This is a genomic window from Pseudomonas citronellolis (assembly GCF_900112375.1).
Lineage (GTDB): Bacteria > Pseudomonadota > Gammaproteobacteria > Pseudomonadales > Pseudomonadaceae > Pseudomonas > Pseudomonas citronellolis.
This window is the reverse complement of sequence record NZ_FOLS01000001.1, coordinates 39,995-65,754: the sequence shown is the minus strand read 5'-3', so window position 1 is coordinate 65,754 and position 25,760 is coordinate 39,995. Positions and strand designations below refer to the sequence as shown.

The window sequence follows — 25,760 nt, the reverse complement described above, 5'->3', positions numbered from 1 at the left end:
CCGTAGGCGTTATGCGCCCTACATGGCTGATACCTCTATTACCCCGTCATTCCCGCGAACGCGGGAATACAGCGGCTTTCGTGGTCCGGTTCGCGAGCAAGCTCGCTCCTACGGGGGCTTATTGCTCCCGCGGACGAAAAAATCCGGACATGTGACTGGGGTTCTATGCTTTTCAGGTAGAATCTGCGCTTTTTTCACCAACGTGTAGTAAAACTACATAGATGTCATGCCCCGGGAGCGTCCGGGAAGGGATTGATTCAGGACCTCCGGACAATGCTCGAGCATCCGCTGCAGCGCTTCTTCCATTCCATGCGTGCCAAGCGCCCCTTCGACTGGGTGCGCTTCCAGCGCCGCGACCTGCTGCTGATCGATCACCCCCTGTGCCAGGCGGTCTTCAGCCGCCAGGGCGCGCAGTTGCTGCACTTCCGGCCCCAGGGCGAGCGTTCCATGCTGTGGTGTTCCAGCCAGTGGCCGGCGCTGAGCACGGCGCCCATCCGCGGCGGCATCCCGGTGTGCTGGCCGTGGTTCGGCAGCCACCCCAGCGAGCCCGACTGGCCGCCCCACGGCTGGGCCCGCCAGCGCGAATGGCGCCTGCTCGACGCCCACGCCGACGAGAGCCTGGTGCAGGTGAGCTGGCAGCTGGACATCGAGGACTGGCACGTGCGCCTGGACGCGCGCCTGGGCCGCGAGCTGGAGATGGAACTGTCCAGCTACCACGAGGACGACAGCGACTGCCTGTTCAGCTTCGCCCTGCAACCCTACTGGCGCATCGGTTCGCTGCGCCGCAGCGTGGTCCACGGCATGGAGCTGGAGGGCGGCCAGCGCCCGGCTGCGCCGCTGCCCAACACCTGGACGCCGCGGGGCGCGGTCAAGCAGGTGCTGTACAACACCGGCGCGCTGGTGCTGGAAGACGCCGGCTGGCAGCGCCGCCTGCGCATCGACAAGAACGCCGCCGCCGGCAGCGTCATCTGGCACCCCGGCAGCCGCGCGGTGGAGCAGGTGGAGCCGGGCGAGGCCGACCGCTTCCTGTGCATCGGCGCCGCCGGCTACCGCCCCGGCGGCCTGATCCTGGCCCAGGGCGAGCGCATGCGCCTGCGGCTGAAGGCCGGATTGGTCTGACGGTTTCCGCTGCACGGGGCTTGAGCGTAGGAACAACGGTCTTGCCGACTGCGCCAAGGCGCTCTTCGTAGGATGGGTTGAGCTTGCGATACCCATCGAACCATGGTGATGGGTATCGCTTCGCTCAACACCATCCTACGACGGTGCTCCTCCTGCCATGTAGGAGCGGACTCCGTCCGCGATCGGCCGATCCCCTGCGCCGAAATCGCGGATGAATCCGCTCCTACGATCGTGCCTCCCTGGAACTGTAGGAGCGGGCAGGGCGCCAGAGTCTCTGGGTTCCCGCGTTCGCGGGAATGACGTCGGAAAACACGATTCTCAACCCGTCATTCCCGTGAACGCGGGAACCCAGAAAACAGCGTAGGAGCGGACTCCATCCGCGATTGGTCGATCCCCTGCGCCGAAATCGCGTATGAATCCGCTCCTACGAAATCACCGCGACGGGGCGTCAGTCTTCCTCGTCCAACTGGTACCGCGTCGGCACCAGGCTCTCCTTGATCCTGCGCAGGTGCGGCTGGAAGTCCACGCCGCGGCGCAGGGTCACGCCGGTGGCCAGCACGTCGAGCACCGTCAGCTGGATGATCCGCGAGGTCATCGGCATGTAGATGTCGGTGTCTTCCGGCAGCGGGATGTCCAGGGTCAGGGTGCAGACCTTGGCCAGCGGCGAGTCGGCGGCGGTCAGGCCGAGCACCGAGGCGCCGTTGTCCCGCGCCAGGCGCGCCACGTCCACCAGCTCGCGGGTGCGGCCGGTGTAGGAGATCACCACGAACAGGTCGCCGGTGTGCGCCACCGAGGCGATCATCCGCTGCATCAGCACGTCGCTCTGCGCCGACACCGCCAGGTTGAAGCGGAAGAACTTGTGCTGCGCGTCCAGCGCCACCGAGCTGGAGGCGCCGAGGCCGAAGAAGTGGATTTGCCTGGCCTGGATCAGTAGGTCCACTGCGCGGTCCACGGCGCGTGCGTCGATCAGCTTGTAGGCGGCGTCCAGCGAAGCGATGGTGCTGCTGAATATCTTCCGCGTGTACGCCTCGGGGCCGTCGTCCTCGGCCACCGCCTGGGTGACGAAGGCCGCGCCGCTGGCCAGGCTCTGCGCCAGCTGGATCTTCAGCTCCGGGTAGCCGCTCATGCCGAAGGAACGGCAGAAGCGGTTCACCGTCGGCTCGCTGACGCTCGCGGCCTGGGCCAGCGCGGCGATGCTGAAGCGGGTGGCCTGCTGCGGGTTCTGCAGTATCACCTCGGCGACCTTGCGTTCGGCCTTGTTCAAGTCTTCCAGGCGCGTCTGGATCTGCTCCAGCAGGTTCTTCATCCGTTCTCCTTGGTGGCCCCTGTGGGGCAATCGACGGCCGGGGACGTGCCTGCGGCCAGCGGCGCTATCCTAACGTCAGGTCGGCAGACGACCAACTGGACCGTGCCTTGGGAAAAATATGTTGTTTAATTACTACATTTTTGCCTTAATGGCGCGGTGTATTCGGCAAATGTTCCTCAAAATCTGTTTGGTAACAACAAATGCCTGATGTCCGCGTTCTGCCTTGCACCCTGGCGCTGTTCGGCGCGCTGGGCGACCTCGCCCTCCGCAAGCTGATCCCCGCCCTCTACCAGCTCGACCGTGAAGGCCTGCTCCACGGCGACACCCGCATCCTCGCCCTGGCCCGCGAAGAAGGCGACCCCGCCGCCCACCTTGCCACCCTCGAGAAACGCCTGCGCCTGGCCGTGCCGGCGCGCGAATGGGACGACGCCGTGTGGGCGCGCTTCCAGCAGCGCCTGAGCTACCTGAGCATGGACTTCCTCGACGCCGCTTCCTACCCGGCGTTGCGCGATGCGGTGCCGGCCGGCCTGCCGCTGGTGGCCTACTTCGCCACCCCGGCCGCGGTCTACGGCGGCATCTGCGAGAACCTCGCCGCCCTCGGCCTGGCCGAACGCACCCGGGTGGTGCTGGAGAAGCCCATCGGCCACGACCTGGCGTCCTCCCGCGAGGTGAACGAGGCGGTGGCGAAGTTCTTTCCGGAGAACCGCATCTACCGGATCGACCACTACCTGGGCAAGGAAACAGTACAGAACCTCATCGCCCTGCGCTTCGCCAACAGCCTGTTCGAGACGCAGTGGAACCAGAACCACATCTCCCACGTGGAGATCACCGTGGCCGAGAAGGTCGGCATCGAAGGCCGCTGGGGCTACTTCGACCGCGCCGGGCAATTGCGCGACATGGTGCAGAACCACCTGCTGCAACTGCTCTGCCTGATCGCCATGGACCCGCCCAGCGACCTCTCCGCCGACAGCATCCGCGACGAGAAGGTCAAGGTGCTGCGCGCCCTGGAGCCGATCCCGCCGGAGCAACTGGCCAGCCGCGTGGTGCGCGGCCAGTACACCGCCGGCTTCATCGACGGCAAGGCGGTGCCCGGCTACCTGGAAGAGGAACACGCCAACCGCATGAGCGGCGCCGAGACCTTCGTCGCCCTGCGCGTGGACATCCGCAACTGGCGCTGGTCCGGCGTGCCGTTCTACCTGCGCACCGGCAAGCGCATGCCGCAGAAGCTGTCGCAGATCGTCATCCACTTCAAGAACCCGCCGCACTACATCTTCGCCCCGGAGCAGCGCTCGCTGATCAGCAACCGCCTGATCATCCGCCTGCAGCCGGACGAGGGCATCTCCCTGCAGGTGATGACCAAGGACCAGGGCCTGGGCAAGGGCATGCAGTTGCGCACCGGGCCGCTGCAGCTGAGCTTCTCCGAGGCGTACCAGGCCGCGCGCGTGCCGGACGCCTACGAGCGGCTGCTGCTGGAAGTGATGCAGGGCAACCAGTACCTGTTCGTGCGCAAGGACGAAGTGGAGTTCGCCTGGAAGTGGTGCGACCACCTGATCGCCGGCTGGGAACGCCTGGGCGATGCCCCCAAACCCTACGCCGCCGGCACCTGGGGACCCCAGGCGGCCGTGGCGCTGATCGCGAGAGACGGGAAGGACTGGTATGGCGACCATTGATCTGAAACTGCCGGCCGGCGTGCGCTGGACGGCCTGGGAAAGCCCGGTGGCGCAGGCCCGCGGCCTGGCCGCCAATGTGGCCGAACAATTGCGCGGGGCCATCGCCGAGCGCGGCCGCGCGCTGCTGGCGGTGTCCGGCGGACGCAGCCCGGTGGCGTTCCTCGAAGCCCTGAGCGGCGAAGTCCTCGATTGGGACAAGGTGACCGTGACCCTCGCCGACGAGCGCTGGGTGCCGGAAGTCCACCCGGACAGCAATGCCGGCCTGGTGCGCCGCCATCTGCTCAAGGGCGCGGCGGCCAAGGCGCTGTTCTGCGGCCTGTATCACTCGGCGCCGAGCCTGGAGGAAACGGCGGCCATCGCCGACCGCCAGGTCGCCGAGCTGGCCCTGCCGATCGACGTGCTGGTGCTGGGCATGGGCGACGACGGCCACACCGCCTCGCTGTTCCCGGCCAGCCCCGGCCTGGCCGAGGCCCTCGACCCCGCCGGCGTGCGCCATTGCCTGCCGGCCTGGGCGCCGAGCGTGCCGCACCAGCGCCTGACTCTCAGCCGTGCGCTGCTGGCCGCCTCGCGGGTGCAACTGCTGGCGATCCAGGGCGAGGCCAAGCTGGCCACCCTGAGGGCCGCGCTGGCCGCCGAAGACGAAGCAAGCATGCCGGTGAGCGCCTTCCTCCGCGCTCCCCTGTCGATCCACTGGTGCCCCTGAGGCACGGAGTTACCGCAACATGAGCCTTGATTCCCACATCCAGCGCATCGACGCCCTCGCCGAGCGCGCCCGCATCCTGCCGGTGATCACCATCGATCGCGAGCAGGACATCCTGCCCATGGCCGACGCCTTGGCCGCCGGCGGCATCACCGTGCTGGAAGTGACCCTGCGCACCCCGCTGGGCCTGACCGCCATCCGCACCCTGGCCGAACAGCGCCCGGAATTGTGCGTGGGCGCCGGCACTGTGCTGGACCCGCAAACCTTCCGCCAAGCGGAAGAGGCCGGCGCGCAGTTCATCGTCACCCCCGGCTGCACCGAGGAACTGCTGCAGCACGCGGTGAGCCGCCCGGTGCCGCTGCTGCCCGGCGTGGCCACCGCCTCCGAGATCATGGCCGCCTACCGCCACGGTTTGCGCCGTTTCAAGCTGTTCCCGGCCAAGGTGTGCGGCGGCGTGGAAGCGCTCAAGGCCTTCGCCGGCCCCTTCCCGGAGGTGCGCTTCTGCCCCACCGGCGGGGTAGGGCCGGACAACCTGAACGACTACTACCGCCTGGACAACGTGATGTGCGTGGGGGGCACCTGGATGCTGCCCAAGGCTGCGGTCGCCAGCGGTGACTGGGCCGCGGTCGAGCGCCTGTCGCGCGAGGCCCTGGCGCTGCTCGAATCACACTGAGCTGTCCCACGATCGGACGTGCCCGGCCTTGTGCCGGGCTTTTTTATGGGGGCGGGGAGCTCGGTGATTCCAATCGCGGACGGAGTCCGCTCCTACGACCGTGCTTCCCTGAACCGTAGGAGCGGACTCTGTCCGCGATTCGGCGGATAACGCCGTAGACGTTATGCGCCCTACGACGAGCAGCCTTCCAGATAATCCCGCAACCGCTCCTGCAGATAGGGCACCGCTTCCCCCTCATCCAACCCGAGGTACTCTTCCACCGCCATCAGCCGCCAATACTGCCCCTCGTCGCCGAAGCGGATGGCTTCGAACTCCGCCGCCCGCAGCCGCGCCACCAGGAACCAGGCCCAGGGCGCCGGGCCGTGGGTGGCGCGGTAGCGGCGCTGCCACTCGATGCGCTCCTGGCTCAGGCGGATGGCGAACTCTTCCTCCAGCTCGCGCAAAGCGCATTCGGCCGGGGTTTCCGCACCTTCGCGGCCACCGCCGGGAAAGTCCCAGCAGCCGGGGAAGGGGATGCCGGGCTTTTCGTCGCGGCGGTAGACCACCAGGTGGCCGTCGTGGAACAGCGCCAGCTTGGCGCCGGTGAAGGCGGATTCGTCGCTCAACTCGGTTTCCCCCTGAAAGCGGCGCGAATGGCAAAAGCGGCTAGGCTTTCCCGATCACGGACGGTGCTTTGCCGCGCCCAAGCGCGTATGATGCGCGACCTTTTTCTTCGTTGCATGACACACCGGGAGGTGCCCAGATGAACGACACGCACGAAACCACCGAAATTTCCCCCGCCGGCGAGAAGCTGCAGAAGGTCCTGGCGCGCCTGGGCGTCGGCTCGCGCCGTGACGTCGAGGCCTGGATCGAGGAAGGCCGGGTCAAGGTCAACGGCGTGGTCGCCAGCCTCGGCCAGCGCGTGGAAGGCCACGACGCCATCGCCGTCGACGAGCACCTGATCCGCCGCGAGCAGGCCGAAGAGCACGTGCGCCGCGTGCTGATCTACAACAAGCCCGAGGGCGAGGTCTGCACCCGTGACGACCCGGAAGGCCGTCCCACCGTGTTCGACCGCCTGCCGCGCCTGCGCAGTGGCCGCTGGATCAACGTCGGCCGCCTGGACATCAACACCACCGGCCTGCTGCTGTTCACCACCGACGGCGAGTTGGCCAACCGCCTGATGCACCCGTCCTACGAGATGGACCGCGAGTACGCCGTGCGTGTGCGCGGCGAAGTCGACGAAGAGATGATCGAGCGCCTGAAAGCCGGCGTGATGCTCGAAGACGGCCCGGCCAAGTTCAGCGACATCCAGCAGGCGCCCGGTGGCGAAGGCTTCAACCACTGGTACCACGTGGTGGTGATGGAAGGCCGCAACCGCGAAGTGCGCCGCCTGTGGGAATCCCAGGGCGTGGTGGTGAGCCGCCTGAAGCGCGTGCGCTTCGGCCCGGTGTTCCTCACCTCCGAGCTGACCATGGGCCGCTACCGCGAGATGGACCAGCGCGAACTGGACATCCTCAGCGAAGAGGTCGGCCTGAAGCCGGTGAAACTGCCGGAGATGACCACCAAGGCCAAGGACAAGCTCGAACGCCAGCAGCGCAAGCTGGCCAAGCCGCTGGCGCGCAGCGAGCGCCCGGATGCCGGTCGCGGCAACCGTCAGCGCAAGGAGTCCTTCGAGGGCGAGCGTCCGAGCCGCAGCCCGCGTCCGGGCGCCAGCGAGCGTCCGGCCCGTGGCCCGCGTCAGGATTCGGATCGCCCGGCTCGCGGTCCGCGCCAGGACTCCGATCGTCCGGTTCGCGGTCCGCGCCAGGATTCGGATCGTCCGGTTCGTGGTCCGCGCAAGGACTCCGATCGTCCGGCCCGTGGTCCGCGTCAGGATTCCGAGCGTCCGGCCCGTGGTCCGCGCCAGGATGCCGAGCGTCCGGCCCGCGGCCCGCGCAAGGACTCCGACCGTCCGGCCCGTGGCCCGCGTCAGGATTCCGAGCGCCCGGCCCGCGCGCCGCGTCCGGAAGGCCGTGGCAAGGCCCCGGCCGGCGAGGCGCCGCGTTCGCGTCCGGCCAAGCCGAGCGCCGAGCGTGACGAGCGCCCGTCCAAGCCGGTGGCGCGCAAGCCGCTGAACAAGCGCCGCCCGCAGCCGGCCGGCGACGGCATGCGCCCGGGCTTCAAGCGCTAAGCGTCAGGCATGAAAAAAAGGGCTCCGCGGAGCCCTTTTTTTCGTCTTCCGGAAAGTCCGCTCAGCCAGCGCAGGCCAGGCGGTTGCGGCCGTCGCGCTTGGCCGCGTAGAGCGCGGCGTCGGCCCGGTGCAGCAGGTCGTCGACGCGCTCGCCGGCGATCAGGGTGGCGCAGCCGAGGCTGACGGACAGCGGCACCGGTTTGCCATCGACGGCAAAGGCCAGCTCCTGGATGGCATGCCGCAGCCTCTCGCCGACCTGGGCGGCGCTGCTGCTCGGCGTGTTGGACAGCAGCACGAGGAACTCCTCGCCGCCGAAGCGGAAGACCATGTCGACGTTGCGCAGGCTGGCCTTGATCGCCTTGGCCACGCAGCGCAGGGCTTCGTCGCCGTGGCTGTGGCCGTACTGGTCGTTGATGCGCTTGAAGTGGTCCAGGTCGAGCATCAGCACCGACAGCGGCTGCAGGCTGCGCCGCGCCAGCTCGACCTCGCGGCCCAGGGCCTGGTCCATGGCGATGCGGTTGCCGGTGCCGGTCAGCGCGTCGCGCAGGGCGGCCTGGATGGCGGCGCGGTAGAGCAGGGCGTTGCGCAGCGGGTAGAGCAGGCTGGCGATCAGGCTTTCCAGCTGGCCCAGTTCGGTCTCGTCGAAGGGGCGGCGGCGGCGGAAGGCCAGCTCGCCCAGGTATTCCCCGGCATGGTTGAGGTTGTAGGTGGCGCCGTGGCTGGCCGCTTCGCCGAACTCCAGGCGCAGGTCAGCGCTGCCGTTCTGGTAGCTCAGGTAGTCCAGCGGCAGCAGCGCCTGGATCTCCTGGAAGAACAGGCCCAGGACGCGCTCGGCCTCGAGGCTGGTCTGCAGCTGCACGGCGAGCTGCCGGCGCACGTCCGTCAGGCTGGCCGGGCGCCGGCCGCGCGGGCGGCCGCTCTCGACCTGGCTCAGGCGCTGGAGCTTGGCGGTATCGAAATCGATGGTGTTGGACTGCTTGGGCGGGGCCATGACGCGTGGCGACCTCTGGCGCAAAACGGCGACAGTGAGGGCTGAGCTATTTTCGTGCCAACCCGCGAAAAGTTCTGTTCTGACGGCTCAAGGGACCGTCTGGCGCGGGCTTGGTTCCGTAGGCTGGGAGTGCCCCGGAGGGTGGGATGTCAAAATGATGGCGAATTTTCCGGGGTGGCCGTAGGCGCTTTCCCCGGGCGTAGCCGGAAAACCGGCGGGGCGGCTATCGCGCCGCCCCGTGCCGGTCAGGCCTGGGCGTCGAACGCCTGGCCGTTGACGCCGATGCTGTCCGGGCCCATGAGGTACAGGTAGACCGGCATGATCTCGTCGGGCGCCGGGTTGTTCGCCGGGTTCTCGCCGGGGTAGGCCATGGCGCGCATGCTGGTGCGGGTAGCGCCGGGGTTGACGCTGTTGGCGCGGACGGCGTTGGTGCCGTCGCACTCGTCGGCCATCACCTGCATCAGGCCCTCGGTGGCGAACTTGGACACCGCGTAGGCGCCCCAGTAGGCGCGGCCCTTACGCCCGACGCCGCTGGAGGTGAAGATCACCGAGGCGTCGCTGGCCAGCTTGAGCAGTGGCAGCATGGCGTGGGTCAGCATGAACACGGCGTTGACGTTGACCTGCATGACGCGCATGAAGTTTTCCCCGGAGATCTGCTCGATGGGCGAGCGCAGGCCGAGGATGGAGGCGTTGTGCAGCAGGCCGTCGAGCTTGCCGCATTCCTTCTCGATGGTCGCCGCCAGCTCGTCGTACTGGTGCGGCTGGGCGGTTTCCAGGTTGAAGGGGATGACCACCGGCTGCGGGTGGCCGGCGGCCTCGATCTGATCGTAGGTCTGGTTGAGGTTTTCTTCGCTCTTGCCCAGCAGCAGCACGGTTGCGCCGTGGGCGGCATAGGCCCGCGCGGCGGCGGCGCCGATGCCGCGGCCGGCGCCGGTGACCAGGATCACCCGGTCCTTGAGCAGGTCGGGGCGGGCGGAATATTGGAACATGGAATCTCCTTCGGCGAGCGGCAAGCTTCAAGCTGCAAGCGACAAAGAGCGGCTTGAGCTTGAGGCTTGCAGCTTGTTGCTTGGGGCTGCTGCTCTAGCAGCTACAGAGGGCGCGGTCGAGCACCGCCAGCAGGTCGCGCGGATGGTCGACGATCACGTCGGCACCCCAGTGCGCGGGGTTGTCCTCGGGGTGGATGTAGCCGTAGCGCACCGCCGCGGTCTTGGTGCCGGCGGCGCGGCCGGACTCGATGTCGCGCAGGTCGTCGCCGATGAACAGCACCTGCGCCGGGTCGATGCCCAACTGGCTGCAGGCCAGCAGCAGCGGCTCCGGGTCGGGCTTGCTGTTGGTCACGTGGTCCGGGCAGACCAGCACCGCCGAGCGCTCGGCCAGGCCCAGCTGCTGCATGATCGGTTCGGCGAAGCGCACCGGCTTGTTGGTCACCACGCCCCAGATGAGGTTGGCCCGCTCGATGCTTTCCAGCAGCTCCGGCATGCCGTCGTACAGGCGGCTGTAGACCGCGCAGTGGTCCTGGTAGCGGTCGAGGAATTCCTGGCGCAGCGTCTCGAAGCCGTCGGCTTCCGGGTCCATGTCGAAGGTCGCGGCGACCATGGCGCGGGCGCCGCCGGAGACCACGTCGGCGATGCGCTGGGCGTCGATCGGTGGGCGGCCGTGGGCGGCGAGCATGGCCTGGCACACGGCGATGAAGTCCGGCGCGGTGTCCAGCAGGGTGCCGTCCATGTCGAAGAGAACCGCTCTGAGCTGCATCGCCGTCATTCCTCGCGCAGGGTCTGGATCATGTAGTTGACGTCGACGTCGTCGGCCAGCTTGTAGTGCTTGGTCAGCGGGTTGTAGGTCAGGCCGATGATGTCCTTGACCGCAAGACCCGCATCGCGCGACCAGGCGCCCAGCTCGGAGGGGCGGATGAACTTCTTGAAGTCGTGGGTGCCGCGCGGCAGCAGGCGCATGACGTACTCGGCGCCGACGATGGCGAACAGGTAGGCCTTGGGGTTGCGGTTGATGGTGGAGAAGAACACCTGGCCGCCGGGCTTGACCATCTTGTGGCAGGCGCGGATCACCGAGGCCGGGTCGGGCACGTGCTCGAGCATCTCCAGGCAGGTGACCACGTCGAACTGGCCGGGCATTTCCTCGGCCAGCTGTTCGGCGGTGATGCGCCGGTATTCCACCGGCACGCCGGATTCCAGCTGGTGCAACTGGGCCACCGCCAGCGGCGCCTCGCCCATGTCGATGCCCAGGACGCTGGCGCCGCGCTGGGCCATGGCCTCGCTGAGGATGCCGCCGCCGCAGCCGACGTCCAGCACCTTCTTGCCGGCCAGGCTGGCGCGTTCGTCGATCCAGTTGACGCGCAGCGGGTTGATGTCGTGCAGCGGCTTGAACTCGCTCTCGCGGTCCCACCAGCGATGGGCCAGTGCCTCGAATTTGGCGATCTCGGCGTGGTCGACGTTGCTCATGGCGTACCTTCGTTGCAAATCATGGGAAATCGTGGCGCGCAGGCCGACTATGATGCCAGCTTCGCGCGGCGGATGGGCGCGGCAGGACAGATTGTCGCAGCCGCGCCCGGCAGTGTTCAGGCGCCGGCGATGCGCCGGCCCCAGGCGCCGACCTCGGCGGCCAGGCGGCCCTCGTCCAGGCGCGTCAGGCGGCCGGCGTCCAGCAGCTGCTTGCCGCTGACCCACAGGTGGCGCACGCAGTCGCGGCCGGTGGCGTAGATCAGTTGCGAGACCGGCTCGTAGACCGGCTGCTGGGCCAGCCCGGAAAGGTCGAAGGCCACCAGATCCGCGGACTTGCCCAGCTCCAGCGAGCCGATCTCCTGCTCCAGGCCCAGGGCGCGGGCGCCGTTCAGGGTGGCCATGCGCAGTGCGCGGTGGGCATCCAGGGCAGTGGCCTGGCCGGCCACTGCCTTGGCCAGCAGGGCGGCGGTGCGGGTTTCGCCGAGCAGGTCGAGGTCGTTGTTGCTGGCCGCGCCGTCGGTGCCTATGGCGACGTTGACCCCGGCCTGCCACAGGCGCTCCACCGGGCAGAAGCCGCTGGCCAGCTTGAGGTTGGATTCCGGGCAGTGGATCACCGAGCTGTTGGTTTCCACCAGCAGCTCCAGGTCCTCGTCGCTCACCTGGGTCATGTGCACGGCCTGGAAGCGCGGCCCCAGCAGGCCCAGGCGATGCAGCCGGGCCAGCGGGCGCTCGGCGCTCTTCTCCAGGGCCTGCTGGACCTCGAAGGCGGTCTCGTGGACGTGCATCTGGATGCCGGCGTCGAGTTCCTCGGCCAGCATCAGCACGTTCTCCAGCTTGTCATCGCCGACCGTGTAGGGCGCGTGCGGGCCGAAGGCCACGCGGATGCGCGGGTGGTGCTTGAGGTCGTCGTGCAGCGCCACGCCCTGGCGGATCGCCTCCTGGGCGTCGCGGGCGCCGGGCATGGGGAAGTCCAGCACCGGCACGCAGACCTGGGCGCGGATGCCGCTGTCGTGGACCGCCTCGCAGGTCACCCGCGGGTGGAAGTACATGTCCGAGAAGCAGCTGATGCCGCCCTTGATCTGCTCGGCGATGGCCAGTTCGCTGCCGGTGCGCACGAAGTCCTCGTCCACCCATTTCGCCTCGGCCGGCCAGATGTGCTCCTGCAGCCAGGTCATCAGCGGCAGGTCGTCGGCCAGGCCGCGGAACAGGCTCATGGCGGCGTGGCCGTGGGCGTTGACCAGGCCCGGGGCGAGCAGCATGCCCGGCAGCTCTCGGGTTTCCGCCGCCGGCTGGCGCAGGGCCTCGGCGCGCGGGGCGAGCAGGGCGATGCGGCCGTCGCGGATGCCCAGTGCATGGTCGCGCAGGACCACGCCGGCGGGCTCCACCGGGACTATCCAGGTCGGCAGCAGAAGCAGGTCGAGAGGGGCTTTGGCGTCGGGCATGGGGCGCTTCCTGCGGCGCGGGAACGGGTGGTCGGCAGTATACCCGAGCGCCTTGGCCTGCGGCTCGTTATACTCGCGGGTTTTCCCGGCCCTGGCCGGGCTCGATATCGGCGCGCCGCCCGGCGCGCCCGGACCTGATTAGAAGACGAGGTGTTCCATGCGTGAGCGACTGTTGGCGGCCGAGCGGGTCACGGCCATTGATTGGCGCAAGGGCACCCTTCGTCTGCTCGACCAGCGCCTGCTGCCGCTGGAGGAAACCTGGCTGAGCTACGACAGCGCCGCCGGCGTCGCCGAGGCCATCCGACAGATGGTGGTGCGCGGCGCCCCGGCCATCGGCATCGCCGCGGCCTACGGCCTGGTGCTGGGCCTGCAGGCCCGCCTGAACAACGGCGGCGCCTGGCGCGAGGCCCTGGAGGACGACTTCCGCGTGCTGGCCGAATCGCGGCCCACGGCGGTCAACCTGTTCTGGGCGCTGAACCGCATGCGCGAGCGCCTCGAACGCCTGAAGCCGGGCGACGACCCGCTGCAGGTGCTGGAAGCCGAAGCCATCGCCATCCACGAGAGCGACCGCGAGGCCAACCTGACCATGGCCCAGCTCGGCGTCGAGCTGATCCGCAAGCAGCACTCCGGCCCGCAGAAGATCCTCACCCACTGCAATACCGGCGCCCTGGCCACCGGCGGCTTCGGCACCGCCCTGGGGGTGATCCGAGCGGCGCACCTGGAGGGCCTGGTCGAGCGCATCTACGCCGATGAGACGCGCCCCTGGCTGCAGGGCGCGCGCCTGACCGCCTGGGAGCTGGCCAACGAGGGCGTGCCGGTCACCCTGAATGTCGACGCCGCGGCGGCGCACCTGATGAAGACCCAGAGCATCACCTGGGTCATCGTCGGCGCCGACCGCATCACCGCCAACGGCGACGTGGCGAACAAGATCGGCACCTACCAGCTGGCGATCAACGCCATGCACCACGGCGTGCGCTTCATGGTGGTGGCGCCCAGCTCGACCATCGACATGAACCTGGAAAGCGGCGAGGACATCCCCATCGAAGAGCGCAACGGCCGCGAACTCCTGGAAATCGGCGGCAAGCGGATAGCCGCCGAGGTGGATGCCTACAATCCGGTGTTCGACGTGACCCCGGCCGACCTGATCGATGCCATCGTGACCGAGCGCGGCGTCGTCGAGCGTCCGGACACCGAGCGCATGGCCCAGTTGATGAGCCGCAAGCGCCTGCATTGAGGGCGCCCGGCGGGGATAGGTGTTCCCCCGGGCTTGTGGTAAGCTCCGACGGTTCTCAGTGGGGCCTTTTCAGGGCCCCGTCGATTGCGCGGATCATTGACCTAAGTCGTTGATTTGTTGTGAGTCGATGGCGTTCTGATAGCGCTGTCGCACTCCGCCGGGCTCGGGACGGGCGAGGCGGAGTTCCATCTGCAAAAGGAACCAGGCTTCTCATGGGCGAACTGGCCAAAGAAATCCTCCCGGTCAACATCGAAGACGAACTCCGACAGTCCTACCTCGATTACGCCATGAGCGTGATCGTCGGTCGTGCCCTGCCCGATGCACGCGATGGCCTCAAGCCCGTGCACCGCCGCGTCCTGTACGCCATGAGCGAACTGGGCAACGACTGGAACAAGCCCTACAAGAAATCCGCCCGTGTGGTCGGCGACGTGATCGGTAAATACCACCCACACGGCGACACCGCGGTGTACGACACCATCGTGCGCATGGCCCAGCCCTTCTCGCTGCGCTACATGCTGGTGGACGGCCAGGGCAACTTCGGTTCGGTGGACGGCGACAACGCCGCGGCCATGCGCTACACCGAAGTGCGCATGGCCAAGCTGGCCCACGAGCTGCTGGCGGACCTGGACAAGGAAACCGTCGACTGGGTGCCCAACTACGACGGCACCGAGCAGATCCCGGCGGTCATGCCGACCAAGATCCCCAACCTGCTGGTCAACGGCTCCAGCGGCATCGCCGTGGGCATGGCCACCAACATCCCGCCGCACAACCTGGGCGAGGTGATCGACGGCTGCCTGGCGCTGATGGACAACCCCGAGCTGTCCGTCGACGACCTGATGCAGTACATCCCCGGTCCCGACTTCCCGACCGCCGGCATCATCAACGGCCGCGCCGGCATCATCGAGGCCTACCGTACCGGCCGCGGGCGCATCTACATCCGTGCCCGCGCCGATATCGAGGACATGGAGAAGGGCGGCAACCGCCAGCAGATCATCATCACCGAGCTGCCCTACCAGCTGAACAAGGCGCGGCTGATCGAGAAGATCGCCGAGCTGGTGAAAGAGAAGAAGATCGAAGGCATCACCGAACTGCGCGACGAGTCCGACAAGGACGGCATGCGCGTGGTCATCGAGCTGCGCCGCGGCGAAGTCGGCGAGGTGGTGCTGAACAACCTCTACGCCCAGACCCAGCTGCAGAGCGTGTTCGGCATCAACGTGGTGGCCCTGGTCGACGGCCAGCCGCGCACGCTGAACCTCAAGGACATGCTCGAAGTCTTCATCCGCCACCGCCGCGAAGTGGTGACCCGGCGGACCGTCTACGAGCTGCGCAAGGCCCGCGAGCGCGGCCACATCCTCGAAGGCCAGGCGGTCGCGCTGTCGAACATCGACCCGGTGATCGAGCTGATCAAGACCTCGCCGACCCCGGCCGAGGCCAAGGAACGCCTGATCGCCACCGCCTGGGAATCCAGCGCGGTGGAAGCCATGGTCGAGCGCGCCGGCGCCGATGCCTGCCGTCCGGAAGACCTGGACCCGCAGTACGGCCTGCGCGAGGGCAAGTACTACCTGTCGCCGGAGCAGGCCCAGGCCATCCTGGAACTGCGCCTGCACCGCCTGACCGGCCTGGAGCACGAGAAGCTCCTGTCCGAATATCAGGAAATCCTCACCCTGATCGGCGAGCTGATCCGTATCCTGACCAACCCGCAGCGCCTGATGGAAGTCATCCGCGAGGAGCTGGAGAAGGTCAAGGCCGAGTTCGGCGACGCCCGCCGCACCGAGATCGTCGCCTCCCAGGTGGACCTGACCATCGCCGACCTCATCACCGAGGAAGAGCGCGTGGTGACCATCTCCCACGGCGGCTACGCCAAGTCGCAGCCGCTGGCCGCCTACGAGGCCCAGCGCCGCGGCGGCAAGGGCAAGTCGGCGAGCGGGGTGAAGGACGAGGACTACATCGAGCACCTGCTGGTGGCCAACAGCCACGCCACCCTGCTGCTGTTCTCCAGCAAGGGCAAGGTCTACTGGCTGCGCACCTTCGAGATCCCGGAAGCCTCGCGCACCGCGCGCGGTCGTCCGCTGGTCAACCTGCTGCCGCTGGACGAAGGCGAACGCATCACCGCCATGCTGCAGATCGACCTGGAAGCCGTGCGCGCCCAGTTCGCCGGCGAGGAAGGCGATGACGACGACGTGGTCGCCGAGCAGGTCGCCGAAGTGGTGGAAGCCGAAGAGGCCGAAGAGGGCGACGACGCCGACTTCAGCCAGGACGAGCCGACCGGCGCGTACATCTTCATGGCCACCATGAAGGGCACCGTGAAGAAGACCCCGCTGATCCAGTTCACCAAGCCGCGCTCCAACGGCCTGATCGCGCTGAAGCTGGAGGAGGGCGACTCGCTGATCGCCGCCGCCATCACCGACGGCTCGAAGGACGTGATGATGTTCTCCGACGCCGGCAAGGTGATCCGCTTCAAGGAAAGCAAGGTGCGCATCATGGGCCGCAACGCCCGTGGCGTGCGCGGCATGCGTCTGGCCGAAGACCAGCGCATCATCTCCATGCTGATCCCCGAATGCCGCGAGGCGCAGATCCTCAGCGCCTCCGAGCGCGGTTACGGCAAGCGCACGCCGCTGGCCGACTACCCGCGCCGCGGCCGTGGTGGCCAGGGCGTGATCGCCATGGTCATCAACGAGCGCAACGGCAAGCTGGTGGGCGCCGTGCAGGTGCTGGACGGCGAGGAGATCATGCTGATTTCCGACCAGGGCACCCTGGTCCGTACCCGCGTCGACGAAGTCCGCGGCGCAGGCCGCAACACCCAGGGCGTGATCCTCATCAAGCTGGCCGCCGACGAGACCCTGGTGGGCCTGGAGCGGGTGCAGGAGCCGACCGTGGTCGAGGGCGAAATCGTGGACGACGAAGCGTTCGACGAGAATCAAGAAGCAGGCGAAGCCGCGGCCGAGGAAGCGCCGCAGGCCAGCGAAGACTGATTAGCGAGAGTGGATGTGAGCAAGCGAGCCTATAACTTCTGCGCAGGTCCAGCTGCGCTTCCCACCGAGGTGCTGGAGCGCGCCCGCGAAGAACTGCTCGACTGGCAGGGCAAGGGCCTGTCGGTCATGGAGATGAGCCACCGCAGCGACGACTACGTGGCCATCGCCGAGAAGGCCGAGCAGGACCTGCGCGACCTGATGGGCGTGCCGTCGAACTACAAGGTGCTGTTCCTGCAGGGCGGCGCCAGCCAGCAGTTCGCCGAGATTCCGCTGAACCTGCTGCCCGAAGACGGCGTGGCCGACTACGTGGAAACCGGCATCTGGTCGAAGAAGGCCATCGAGGAAGCGCGCCGTTTCGGCAACGTCAACGTGGTCGCCAGCGCCTCCAGGTACGACTATTTCGCCATTCCCGGGCAGAACGAGTGGAACCTGACGCCGAACGCAGCCTACCTGCACTACGCGTCCAACGAGACCATCGGTGGCCTGGAGTTCGACTGGATTCCGGAAGTGGGTGACGTGCCGCTGGTGGTGGACATGTCCTCGGACATCCTCTCGCGCCCGGTCGACGTATCGAAGTTCGGCCTGATCTACGCCGGCGCGCAGAAGAACATCGGTCCGTCCGGCCTGGTGGTGGTCATCGTCCGCGAAGACCTGCTCGGCCGCGCCCGCAGCATCTGCCCGACCATGCTCAACTACAAGGTCGCCGCCGACAACGGCTCCATGTACAACACCCCGGCCACCTATTCCTGGTACCTCTCCGGCCTGGTCTTCCAGTGGCTGAAGGAGCAGGGTGGCGTCGAGGCCATGGAGCGGCGCAACCGCGCGAAGAAGGACCTGCTGTACTCCTTCATCGACGCCAGCGATTTCTACACCAACCCGATCCAGCCCAGCGCCCGTTCCTGGATGAACGTGCCCTTCCGCCTGGCCGACGAGAAGCTCGACAAGGCCTTCCTCGCCGGCGCCGATGCGCGCGGCCTGCTCAACCTCAAGGGCCATCGCTCGGTGGGCGGCATGCGCGCCTCCATCTACAACGCTCTGGGCCTGGACGCCATCGAGGCCCTGGTGGCCTACATGGCCGAGTTCGAGAAGGAGCACGGCTGATGAGCGACGCTGACCAGCTCAAGGCTTTGCGCGTACGCATCGACAGCCTCGACGAGAAGATCCTCGAGCTGATCAGCGAGCGCGCCCGCTGCGCCACCGACGTGGCGCGGGTGAAGATGCAGTCCCTGGCCGAGGGCGAGAAGCCGGTGTTCTACCGGCCCGAGCGCGAGGCCTGGGTGCTCAAGCACATCATGGAGCTGAACAAGGGCCCGCTGGGCAACGAGGAAGTGGCGCGGCTGTTCCGCGAGATCATGTCCTCCTGCCTGGCCCTGGAGCAGCCGCTCAAGGTCGCCTACCTCGGCCCCGAGGGCACCTTCACCCAGGCCGCGGCGCTCAAGCACTTCGGCCACGCGGTGATCAGCACGCCGATGGCGGCCATCGACGAAGTGTTCCGCGAAGTGGCCGCCGGCGCGGTGAACTTCGGCGTGGTGCCGGTGGAAAACTCCACCGAGGGCGCGGTCAACCACACTCTCGACAGCTTCCTCGAACACGACATGGTGATCTGCGGCGAGGTCGAGCTGCGCATCCACCACCACCTGCTGGTGGGCGAGAACACCAAGACCGACAGCATCACCCGCATCTATTCCCACGCCCAGTCCCTGGCCCAGTGCCGCAAGTGGCTGGACGCGCACTACCCGAACGTCGAGCGCGTGGCGGTGCCGAGCAACGCCGACGCCGCCAAGCGGGTGAAGAGCGAGTGGAACAGCGCGGCCATCGCCGGCGACATGGCGGCCAGCCTGTACGGCCTGGACAAGCTGCACGAGAAGATCGAGGACCGCCCGGACAACTCCACGCGCTTCCTCATCATCGGCAACCAGGAAGTGCCGCCGACCGGCGACGACAAGACCTCGATCATCGTCTCCATGCGCAACAAGCCCGGCGCGCTGCACGAGCTGCTGGTGCCGTTCCACACCAACGGCATCGACCTGACGCGCATCGAGACCCGCCCGTCGCGCAGCGGCAAGTGGACCTACGTGTTCTTCATCGACTTCGTCGGCCACCACAAGGACCCGCTGATCAAGGACGTGCTGGAGAAGATCAACGGCGAAGCCGTGGCGCTGAAGGTGCTGGGCTCCTATCCCAAAGCGGTACTTTAACTGCGGCGACAGGCTGCGGGCGGCAGGCTACAGGCGGTGAAGAGCGTCTATGCCGGCAGCCTGGGGCCTGCAGCCTGAGGCCTTTTATATGTCTTGCGACTTCCTCGCCCTGGCCCAGCCGGGCGTACAGAAACTCTCGCCCTACGTGCCGGGCAAGCCGGTGGACGAACTGGCCCGCGAGCTGAACCTGGACCCGGCGAAGATCGTCAAGCTGGCCAGCAACGAGAACCCGCTGGGCCCCAGCGCCAAGGTGCTGGAAGCGATCCGCGGCGAACTGGCGGAAATGACCCGCTATCCCGACGGCAACGGCTTCGAGCTGAAGAGCAAGCTGGCTGCCCGCTGCGGCGTTTCCACCGCCGAGGTGACCCTCGGCAACGGCTCCAACGACATCCTCGACCTGGTCGCCCGCGCCTACCTGGCGCCGGGCCTGAACGCCGTGTTCAGCCAGTACGCCTTCGCCGTCTACCCGATCTCCACCCAGGCCGTTGGCGCCGAGGGCAGGGCGGTGCCGGCGAAAGACTGGGGGCATGACCTGGAAGCCATGCTGGCGGCCATCGACGCCAACACCCGCGTGGTCTTCATCGCCAACCCGAACAACCCCACCGGCACCTGGTTTGGTCCGGACGCGCTGGAGCAATTCCTCTCCCGCGTGCCGGAAAACGTCCTGGTGGTGCTGGACGAGGCCTACATCGAGTACGCCGAGGGCGACGAACTGCCCGACGGTCTGGCCTACCTGGCCCGCTACCCGAACCTGCTGGTCTCGCGCACCTTCTCCAAGGCCTACGGCCTGGCTTCGCTACGCGTCGGCTACGCCATCTCCTCGGCGCAGATCGCCGACGTGCTCAACCGCGTGCGCCAGCCGTTCAACGTCAACAGTCTGGCCCTGGCCGCCGCCTGCGCCGCTCTGGACGACGCTGAGTACCTGGCCGAAGGCAAGCGCATCAACGACGCCGGCATGCAGCAGCTGCAGGATGGCCTGCGCGCCCTGGGCCTGGCCTGGATCCCGTCGAAGGGCAACTTCCTCGCCGTCGACCTGCAGCGCGACGCCGGCCCGGTCTACCAGGCCCTGCTGGCGGAAGGCGTGATCGTGCGCCCGGTGGGCGGCTACGGTATGCCGCAGCACCTGCGCATCTCCATCGGCCTGCCGGAAGAGAACGCGCGCTTCCTCGAAGCCCTGGCCAAGGTGCTCGCCCGTGCCTGAGGTGACGCCACGCAAGCTCCGTCGCCTGGTGGTGGTGGGGCTGGGCCTGATCGGCGGCTCCTTCGCCAAGGGGCTGCGCGAGAAAGGCCTGTTCGAGGAAGTGGTCGGCGTCGACCGCGACCCGCAGACGCGCCGCCTGGCGGTGCAGCTGGGCGTGGTCGACCGTTGCGAGGAGAGCCTGCGCGAAGGCTGCCGCGACGCCGACGTGATCCAGCTCGCCGTGCCCATCCTGGCCATGGAGAAGGTGCTCGCCGAACTGGCCACCTTCGACCTGGGCCATGCGGTGCTCACCGACGTCGGCAGCGCCAAGGGCAATGTGGTGCGCGCGGCCAGGGCCGCCTTCGGCGAGATGCCGGCGCGCTTCATCCCCGGCCATCCCATCGCCGGCTCCGAGCAGAGCGGGGTGGAAGCGGCCAACGGCAAACTGTTCCGCCGTCATAAAGTCATCCTCACGCCGCTGGATAATGCCGACGCGGACGCGGTCCAGTGCGTCGAGGCGCTGTGGCGCGAGCTGGGCGCGGACGTCGAGTTGATGGAAGTCGAGCACCACGACGAAGTGCTCGCCGCCACCAGCCACCTGCCGCACCTGCTGGCCTTCACGCTGGTCGACTCGCTGGCCAAGCGCAGCGAAAATCTGGAAATCTTCCGTTATGCCGCCGGCGGCTTCCGCGACTTCACGCGGATCGCCGGCAGCGACCCGACGATGTGGCACGATATCTTCCTTGCCAACCGCAAGGCGGTGCTGCGCATCCTCGACGTTTTCCGCGACGACCTCGACGCCCTGCGCGAGGCCGTCGATGCAGGGGACGGGCAGCAACTGATGGGCGTGTTCACCCGCGCCCGCGTCGCCCGTGAACACTTCAGCAAAATCCTGGCCCGCCGGGCCTATGTGGACGCCATGCACAACAACGACCTGATTTACCTGGCTCAGCCGGGTGGCCGCCTGTCCGGACGCGTACGCGTTCCGGGCGACAAGTCCATCTCCCACCGCTCGATCATGCTCGGCTCCCTGGCCGAAGGCACCACCGAGGTGGCCGGCTTCCTCGAGGGCGAGGACGCCCTGGCCACCATTCAGGCGTTCCGCGACATGGGCGTGGTCATCGAAGGCCCGCACCACGGCCGCGTGACCGTCCACGGCGTCGGCCTGCACGGCCTGAAGCCGGCGCCGGGCCCCATCTACCTGGGCAACTCCGGCACCTCCATGCGCCTGCTCAGCGGCCTGCTGGCGGCGCAGCCGTTCGACAGCACCCTGACCGGCGACGCCTCGCTGACCAAACGCCCGATGAACCGCGTGGCCAAGCCGCTGCGCGAAATGGGCGCGGTGATCGAGACCGCCGCTGAAGGCCGTCCGCCACTGACCATCAAGGGCGGCCAGAAGCTGACCGGCATGCACTACGACATGCCCATGGCCAGCGCCCAGGTGAAATCCTGCCTGCTGCTCGCCGGCCTCTACGCCGCCGGTGAAACCTCGGTGACCGAGCCGGCGCCGACCCGCGACCACACCGAGCGCATGCTGCGCGGCTTCGGCTACCCGGTGGAGGTGGAAGGCAGCACCGCCAAGGTCGAAAGCGGCCACAAGCTCAGCGCCACCAACATCGAAGTCCCGGCGGACATCTCCTCCGCGGCCTTCTTCCTGGTCGCGGCTAGCATCGCCGAAGGTTCGGAGATCGTCCTCGAACACGTCGGCATCAACCCGACCCGTACCGGCGTCATCGATATCCTCAAGCTGATGGGCGCCGACATCACCCTGGAGAACCAGCGTGAAGTGGGCGGCGAGCCGGTGGCCGACCTGCGCGTGCGCTCGGCCAAGCTGAAGGGCATCGACATTCCCGAGGACCTGGTGCCCCTGGCCATCGACGAATTCCCCGTGCTGTTCGTCGCCGCCGCCAACGCCGAAGGCCGCACCGTGCTGCGCGGCGCCGAAGAGCTGCGGGTGAAGGAATCCGACCGCATCCAGGTCATGGCCGACGGCCTGCTGGCCCTGGGCGTGAAATGCGAGCCGACCCCGGACGGCATCATCATCGACGGCGGCGCCTACGGCGGCGGCGAAGTCTGGAGCCACGGCGACCACCGCATCGCCATGTCCTTCAGCGTGGCCTCGTTGCGCGCCTCGGCGCCGATCCGCATCCACGACTGCGCCAACGTCGCCACCTCCTTCCCGAACTTCCTCGGCCTGGCCGCGGGTGCCGGCATCCGCGTGGCGGAGGAGGGCAACTGATGGCCGCCTCCGACTTCGCCGCGGCCTGGCCGGTGGTCGCCATCGACGGCCCCAGCGGCTCCGGCAAGGGCACCGTGGCCGGCATCCTGGCCAAGCGCCTGGGCTGGAACCTGCTCGACTCCGGCGCGCTGTACCGCCTGCTGGCCTTCGCCGCCGGCAACCACGGCATCGACCTGACCAACGAGGAAGCCCTCAAGGTCCTGGCCGCGCACCTGGACGTGCAGTTCACCCACGCCAAGGGCGGCGAGGGCCAGCACATCATCCTCGAAGGCGAAGACGTCACCGACACCATCCGCACCGAGCAGGTCGGCGCCGGCGCCTCCCAGGTCGCCGCGCTGCCGGCGGTGCGCGACGCTCTGCTGCAACGCCAGCGCGCCTTCCTCGAAGCCCCGGGCCTGGTGGCCGACGGCCGCGACATGGGCACCGTGGTATTCCCCGGCGCGCCGCTGAAGATCTTCCTCACCGCCTCGGCCGAAGAACGCGCCCGCCGCCGCTACCTGCAGCTCAAGGGCAAGGGCGTGGACTGCGACATGGCCGCGCTCACCGAGGAAATCCGCGCCCGCGACGAACGCGACAGCCAGCGCAGCGTAGCCCCGCTGAAACCAGCCGAAGGCGCCATCGTGGTCGACTCCACCAGCATGAGCATCGAGGCGGTGGTGGACAGCATTCTTGGTGAGGTCGAGAGGCTCGGTCTGACCGACTGAGGCCTGGGAATCCTTCAGCTGCGGCAGTTTTCGGCGTCGCGTGCTTGAAGATATTTCTGAGGATGATTCCTCTTGATGCTGAGGACGTTTCTTCTAGAGACGTCTTGCCCGGGCTGCCAAACTTCCGCGCTGTTCAATAGCGCCCGCTCGACCCGAGCGGGCCGTGAATAGCGTGGAGGCCCCTTGTCCGACAGTCCCGTCCCCGCCGCACTGCATTCCTCGCAGGGCGCGTGGGTCCAGTTGTTGCTCGCACTGACCCGGCGGGAAATCCTGGCGCGCTACCAGGGCGCCCTGTTCGGGCGGCTATGGCTGCTGCTGTCGCCCTTCCTGCTGCTGGCGGTCTACACCTTCGTTTTCGGCCAGGTGCTCAAGTCGCGCTGGGGGACGGAGCAAAGCACGGCCTCCTTCGCCTTGACGCTCTTCGCCGGGCTGCTGCTCCACGGCATGCTGGCGGACAGCCTGTCCCGCGCGGTCACGGTGATGCACAACCACCGCAACCAGGTGAAGAAGCTGGTCTTCCCGCTGGAACTCCTGCCGCTTTCGCTGGCCCTGTCCGCCCTGTCGAACGTCGTCATCGGCTTTCTCGTACTGCTCCTGCTGATGCCCTGGCTCGGGCAACCGCTGGGCTGGAGCATCCTCTACCTGCCGTTGGTCCTGCTGCCCTTCGTGCTGTGCGTGTGCGGCCTCAGCTGGATCATCGCCGTGTTCGGCGCCTATTTCCGCGATACCAGCCAGTTCATCCAGTTTCTTCTCGTATTGCTGCTGTTCCTCAGCCCGGTGTTCTACCCCGTGAGCGCCTTGCCGGAAGCCTTGCGCCCCTACCTGTTGCTCAATCCGCTGAGCGTTCCGGTGGAAGCGGTGAGGGCCTGCCTGTTCGGCATGCCGATGCCGCCGATGGGCGTCCAACTGGGTTATGCCGCCATCGCCTGTCTGTTGGCGGTACTGGGCTGGCTGTGGTTCCGGCGTATGAAGGACGGTTTCGCCGATGTCCTCTGAACCGCTCGCCGACACCGTGCCGGCGGTCGTTGCCGATGCCCGCCCGCTGGGGCAGATGCTCATCGAGCGCGGCCTGTGCAACGCCCAGGAGCTGGAGCGCGCGCTGGAACTGCAGGCCAGGATCGGCGGGCGCCTTGGGGCGCTATTGCTGCGCTCGGGCGGTGTTTCGGAGGCGGCCCTGCTGGAAGTGCTCGCCGAACAACTGCGCATGCCTTTGGTGGGCGTGGACCTGGAGTCCCCCGGCAACGCCGAGTTGCTGGCTTTCCTCGAAGCGACCTCCATCGGTGTGGAATGGTTCGTCGCCGAACAGGTGGTCGTCTGGAACGATGCCCAGGGCGGCCTGCTGGTCGCTTCCCGTGACCCGATGGCGTCCTTCGTCCTGGAGGTCCTGCGCTATTTCCATCCCGGGCAGCCATTGCGCACGCTGCTGTGCCGCTCCCAGGATCTCGACGCCTGGCTGGAGCTGCTCAAGGAGCGCCTGCAGCAGGAGAGCCGCGATGGGCTGCGCTTCGCCTCCGACGACATCCGCCAGCTGCGGGAAATGGCGGAGGAGGCGCCCATCGTCGAACTGGTCAACAACGTCATGAGCCAGGCGGTGGAGAAACGCGCCTCGGACATCCACATCGAGCCGCGCGAATTCAATTTCCATATCCGCTTCCGCATCGATGGCGTCCTGCAATCGCAGCTGAGCCTGCCGCGGGAGCGCTTCGCCGCGGTGGTCTCGCGGATCAAGCTGATCTCCGCCATTGACATCGCCGAACGGCGCCTGCCCCAGGACGGGCGGATGAGCACCAGAGTGGGCGGGCAGGATATGGACGTCCGCGTTTCCACGCTGCCCGGGGTGCATGGCGAGTCGGTGGTGATGCGCCTGCTGCCCAAGGCCCGCGAAGGTCTGCGCCTGGACCGCCTGGGAATGCTGGCGGACCATCTGGACCTGATGCGCGCCTGGATCGCCGAGCCCCACGGCATCGTGCTGGTCACCGGCCCGACCGGCTCCGGCAAGTCGACGACCCTCTACGGCACGCTCGAGGCCATCAACGACGGCATCCGCAAGATCATCACGGTGGAGGACCCGGTCGAGTACCAGGTGCCGAACATCACCCAGGTCCAGGCCCACGCCGACATCGGCCTGACCTTCGCCGCCGCCCTACGCTCGATCCTGCGCCAGGACCCGGACGTGATCATGATCGGCGAGATCCGCGACCTGGAGACGGCGGAGATCGCCGTGCAGTCGTCCCTCACCGGCCACCTGGTGTTCTCCACGCTGCACACCAACGATTCGCTCAGCGCTTTCACCCGCTTGATCGACATGGGCATCGAGCCGTTCCTGGTCGCCTCGCCGGTACGCGGCGTCCAGGCCCAGCGTCTGGTGCGCACTCTGTGCCTGCATTGCGCGGAGCCCTGCGAGCCCGGCCTGGCGGCAGAGGACAAGGCCGCGCTGGACGCGGCGATCCAGCGCCTCTACCCCGGGCAGGCACCGAACTGGCTCCGCGCGAAGGGCTGCGAGCAGTGCCAGGGCACGGGCTATCACGGGCGGCTGGGAATCTACGAGATGGTGGACGTCGGCCCCGAACTGCAGGCGCTCATCCTGCAACAGGCGCCCGTCGAGCAGATGCGCCGGCTGGCGGCCAGCCAGGGCTTCCGCAGCATGCGCGAAGACGGCTTCATCAAGGCCTGGCTGGGCCTGACCTCGCTGGACGAGGTACATCGGGTCACCAGCGGTTAACG

General features: G+C 67.9%; 20 protein-coding genes and 1 pseudogene. 14 read left to right on the top strand and 7 right to left on the bottom strand.

All coding sequences use genetic code 11. The annotated features are described in order from the left end of the window. The first annotated feature begins 273 nt into the window (after positions 1–273). Positions 274–1,119, top strand: a complete 846-nt coding sequence (locus BM060_RS00295; protein ID WP_009620929.1) for a D-hexose-6-phosphate mutarotase — start codon at positions 274–276, stop codon at positions 1,117–1,119. A gap of 448 nt (positions 1,120–1,567) precedes the next feature. Here the strand turns inward: BM060_RS00295 and BM060_RS00290 are convergent, their stop codons facing one another. Next, positions 1,568–2,425: a MurR/RpiR family transcriptional regulator gene (locus BM060_RS00290; protein ID WP_074976263.1), complete on the bottom strand. Its 858-nt coding sequence runs from the start codon at positions 2,423–2,425 to the stop codon at positions 1,568–1,570. A 200-nt stretch (positions 2,426–2,625) separates the two neighbouring features. On the opposite strand from BM060_RS00290, the gene zwf reads away from it, so the two are divergent. From zwf to BM060_RS00275, 3 genes are read left to right on the top strand one after another with little or no spacing between them, the layout of a single operon-like run. Next, the gene (gene zwf / locus BM060_RS00285; RefSeq protein ID WP_074976260.1) at positions 2,626–4,095 is read left to right on the top strand and encodes a glucose-6-phosphate dehydrogenase; all 1,470 of its coding nucleotides are present in this window, start codon (positions 2,626–2,628) and stop codon (positions 4,093–4,095) included. After that, on the top strand, positions 4,082–4,798 hold the full coding sequence (gene pgl / locus BM060_RS00280; RefSeq protein ID WP_074976257.1) for a 6-phosphogluconolactonase: 717 nt from the start codon (positions 4,082–4,084) through the stop codon (positions 4,796–4,798). Before zwf ends, pgl begins: the two co-directional genes overlap by 14 nt. Positions 4,799–4,817: 19 nt before the next feature. Further along, positions 4,818–5,468 (top strand): bifunctional 4-hydroxy-2-oxoglutarate aldolase/2-dehydro-3-deoxy-phosphogluconate aldolase, encoded by a 651-nt coding sequence (locus BM060_RS00275; RefSeq protein WP_074976254.1) that lies wholly within the window; start codon positions 4,818–4,820, stop codon positions 5,466–5,468. 170 nt (positions 5,469–5,638) lie between these two features. Here the strand turns inward: BM060_RS00275 and BM060_RS00270 are convergent, their stop codons facing one another. Beyond that, complete coding sequence (locus BM060_RS00270) at positions 5,639–6,073, bottom strand: NUDIX hydrolase (protein ID WP_074976252.1); 435 nt, start codon at positions 6,071–6,073, stop codon at positions 5,639–5,641. Positions 6,074–6,210: 137 nt separating this feature from the next. On the opposite strand from BM060_RS00270, the pseudogene rluB reads away from it, so the two are divergent. After that, a pseudogene (gene rluB, locus BM060_RS00265) lies at positions 6,211–7,401 on the top strand (23S rRNA pseudouridine(2605) synthase RluB); the annotation flags it as partial. Positions 7,402–7,678: 277 nt separating this feature from the next. On the opposite strand, the gene BM060_RS00260 reads toward rluB, so the two are convergent. The 5 genes from BM060_RS00260 to BM060_RS00240 form a co-directional block, all read right to left on the bottom strand. Continuing rightward, a complete protein-coding gene (locus tag BM060_RS00260) occupies positions 7,679–8,608 on the bottom strand; it encodes a GGDEF domain-containing protein (protein WP_074976246.1) in 930 nt (309 codons plus the stop codon). Positions 8,609–8,853: 245 nt separating this feature from the next. Then, on the bottom strand, positions 8,854–9,597 hold the full coding sequence (locus BM060_RS00255; protein ID WP_074976243.1) for a YciK family oxidoreductase: 744 nt from the start codon (positions 9,595–9,597) through the stop codon (positions 8,854–8,856). A 94-nt stretch (positions 9,598–9,691) separates the two neighbouring features. Then, positions 9,692–10,372 (bottom strand): N-acetylmuramic acid 6-phosphate phosphatase MupP, encoded by a 681-nt coding sequence (gene mupP, locus BM060_RS00250; protein WP_135499859.1) that lies wholly within the window; start codon positions 10,370–10,372, stop codon positions 9,692–9,694. Then, positions 10,369–11,067, bottom strand: a complete 699-nt coding sequence (gene ubiG / locus BM060_RS00245) for a bifunctional 2-polyprenyl-6-hydroxyphenol methylase/3-demethylubiquinol 3-O-methyltransferase UbiG (protein ID WP_074976240.1) — start codon at positions 11,065–11,067, stop codon at positions 10,369–10,371. The genes mupP and ubiG overlap by 4 nt, the downstream gene beginning before the upstream one ends. Before the next feature lie 116 nt (positions 11,068–11,183). Next, a complete protein-coding gene (locus BM060_RS00240; protein ID WP_074976238.1) occupies positions 11,184–12,509 on the bottom strand; it encodes a TRZ/ATZ family hydrolase in 1,326 nt (441 codons plus the stop codon). Positions 12,510–12,666: 157 nt separating this feature from the next. Here BM060_RS00240 and mtnA point away from each other — a divergent pair, with 157 nt between their 5' ends. The 9 genes from mtnA (at position 12,667) to BM060_RS00195 (ending at position 25,758) form a co-directional block, all read left to right on the top strand. Then, positions 12,667–13,743 (top strand): S-methyl-5-thioribose-1-phosphate isomerase, encoded by a 1,077-nt coding sequence (mtnA, locus tag BM060_RS00235; RefSeq protein ID WP_043267580.1) that lies wholly within the window; start codon positions 12,667–12,669, stop codon positions 13,741–13,743. A 212-nt stretch (positions 13,744–13,955) separates the two neighbouring features. Continuing rightward, positions 13,956–16,715: a DNA gyrase subunit A gene (gene gyrA / locus BM060_RS00230; RefSeq protein ID WP_074976235.1), complete on the top strand. Its 2,760-nt coding sequence runs from the start codon at positions 13,956–13,958 to the stop codon at positions 16,713–16,715. Between the two features lie 15 nt (positions 16,716–16,730). Beyond that, a complete protein-coding gene (gene serC, locus BM060_RS00225; protein WP_074976775.1) occupies positions 16,731–17,816 on the top strand; it encodes a 3-phosphoserine/phosphohydroxythreonine transaminase in 1,086 nt (361 codons plus the stop codon). Next, positions 17,816–18,913, top strand: coding sequence for a prephenate dehydratase (gene pheA, locus BM060_RS00220; RefSeq protein WP_058488845.1), 1,098 nt, complete (start codon positions 17,816–17,818; stop codon positions 18,911–18,913). The genes serC and pheA overlap by 1 nt, the downstream gene beginning before the upstream one ends. A gap of 88 nt (positions 18,914–19,001) precedes the next feature. After that, entirely contained in the window at positions 19,002–20,114 is a 1,113-nt protein-coding gene (gene hisC / locus BM060_RS00215) for a histidinol-phosphate transaminase (RefSeq protein ID WP_074976232.1), read from the top strand. After that, positions 20,107–22,332: a bifunctional prephenate dehydrogenase/3-phosphoshikimate 1-carboxyvinyltransferase gene (locus BM060_RS00210; protein WP_074976230.1), complete on the top strand. Its 2,226-nt coding sequence runs from the start codon at positions 20,107–20,109 to the stop codon at positions 22,330–22,332. Before hisC ends, BM060_RS00210 begins: the two co-directional genes overlap by 8 nt. Next, a complete protein-coding gene (gene cmk, locus BM060_RS00205; protein WP_009620966.1) occupies positions 22,332–23,036 on the top strand; it encodes a (d)CMP kinase in 705 nt (234 codons plus the stop codon). Before BM060_RS00210 ends, cmk begins: the two co-directional genes overlap by 1 nt. Before the next feature lie 183 nt (positions 23,037–23,219). Next, the gene (locus BM060_RS00200; RefSeq protein ID WP_074976228.1) at positions 23,220–24,032 is read left to right on the top strand and encodes an ABC transporter permease; all 813 of its coding nucleotides are present in this window, start codon (positions 23,220–23,222) and stop codon (positions 24,030–24,032) included. Continuing rightward, positions 24,022–25,758 carry a GspE/PulE family protein gene (locus BM060_RS00195; protein WP_074976225.1) on the top strand — a complete coding sequence of 579 codons (1,737 nt, stop codon included), beginning with the start codon at positions 24,022–24,024 and terminating at the stop codon, positions 25,756–25,758. The genes BM060_RS00200 and BM060_RS00195 overlap by 11 nt, the downstream gene beginning before the upstream one ends. Positions 25,759–25,760 lie beyond the last annotated feature (2 nt).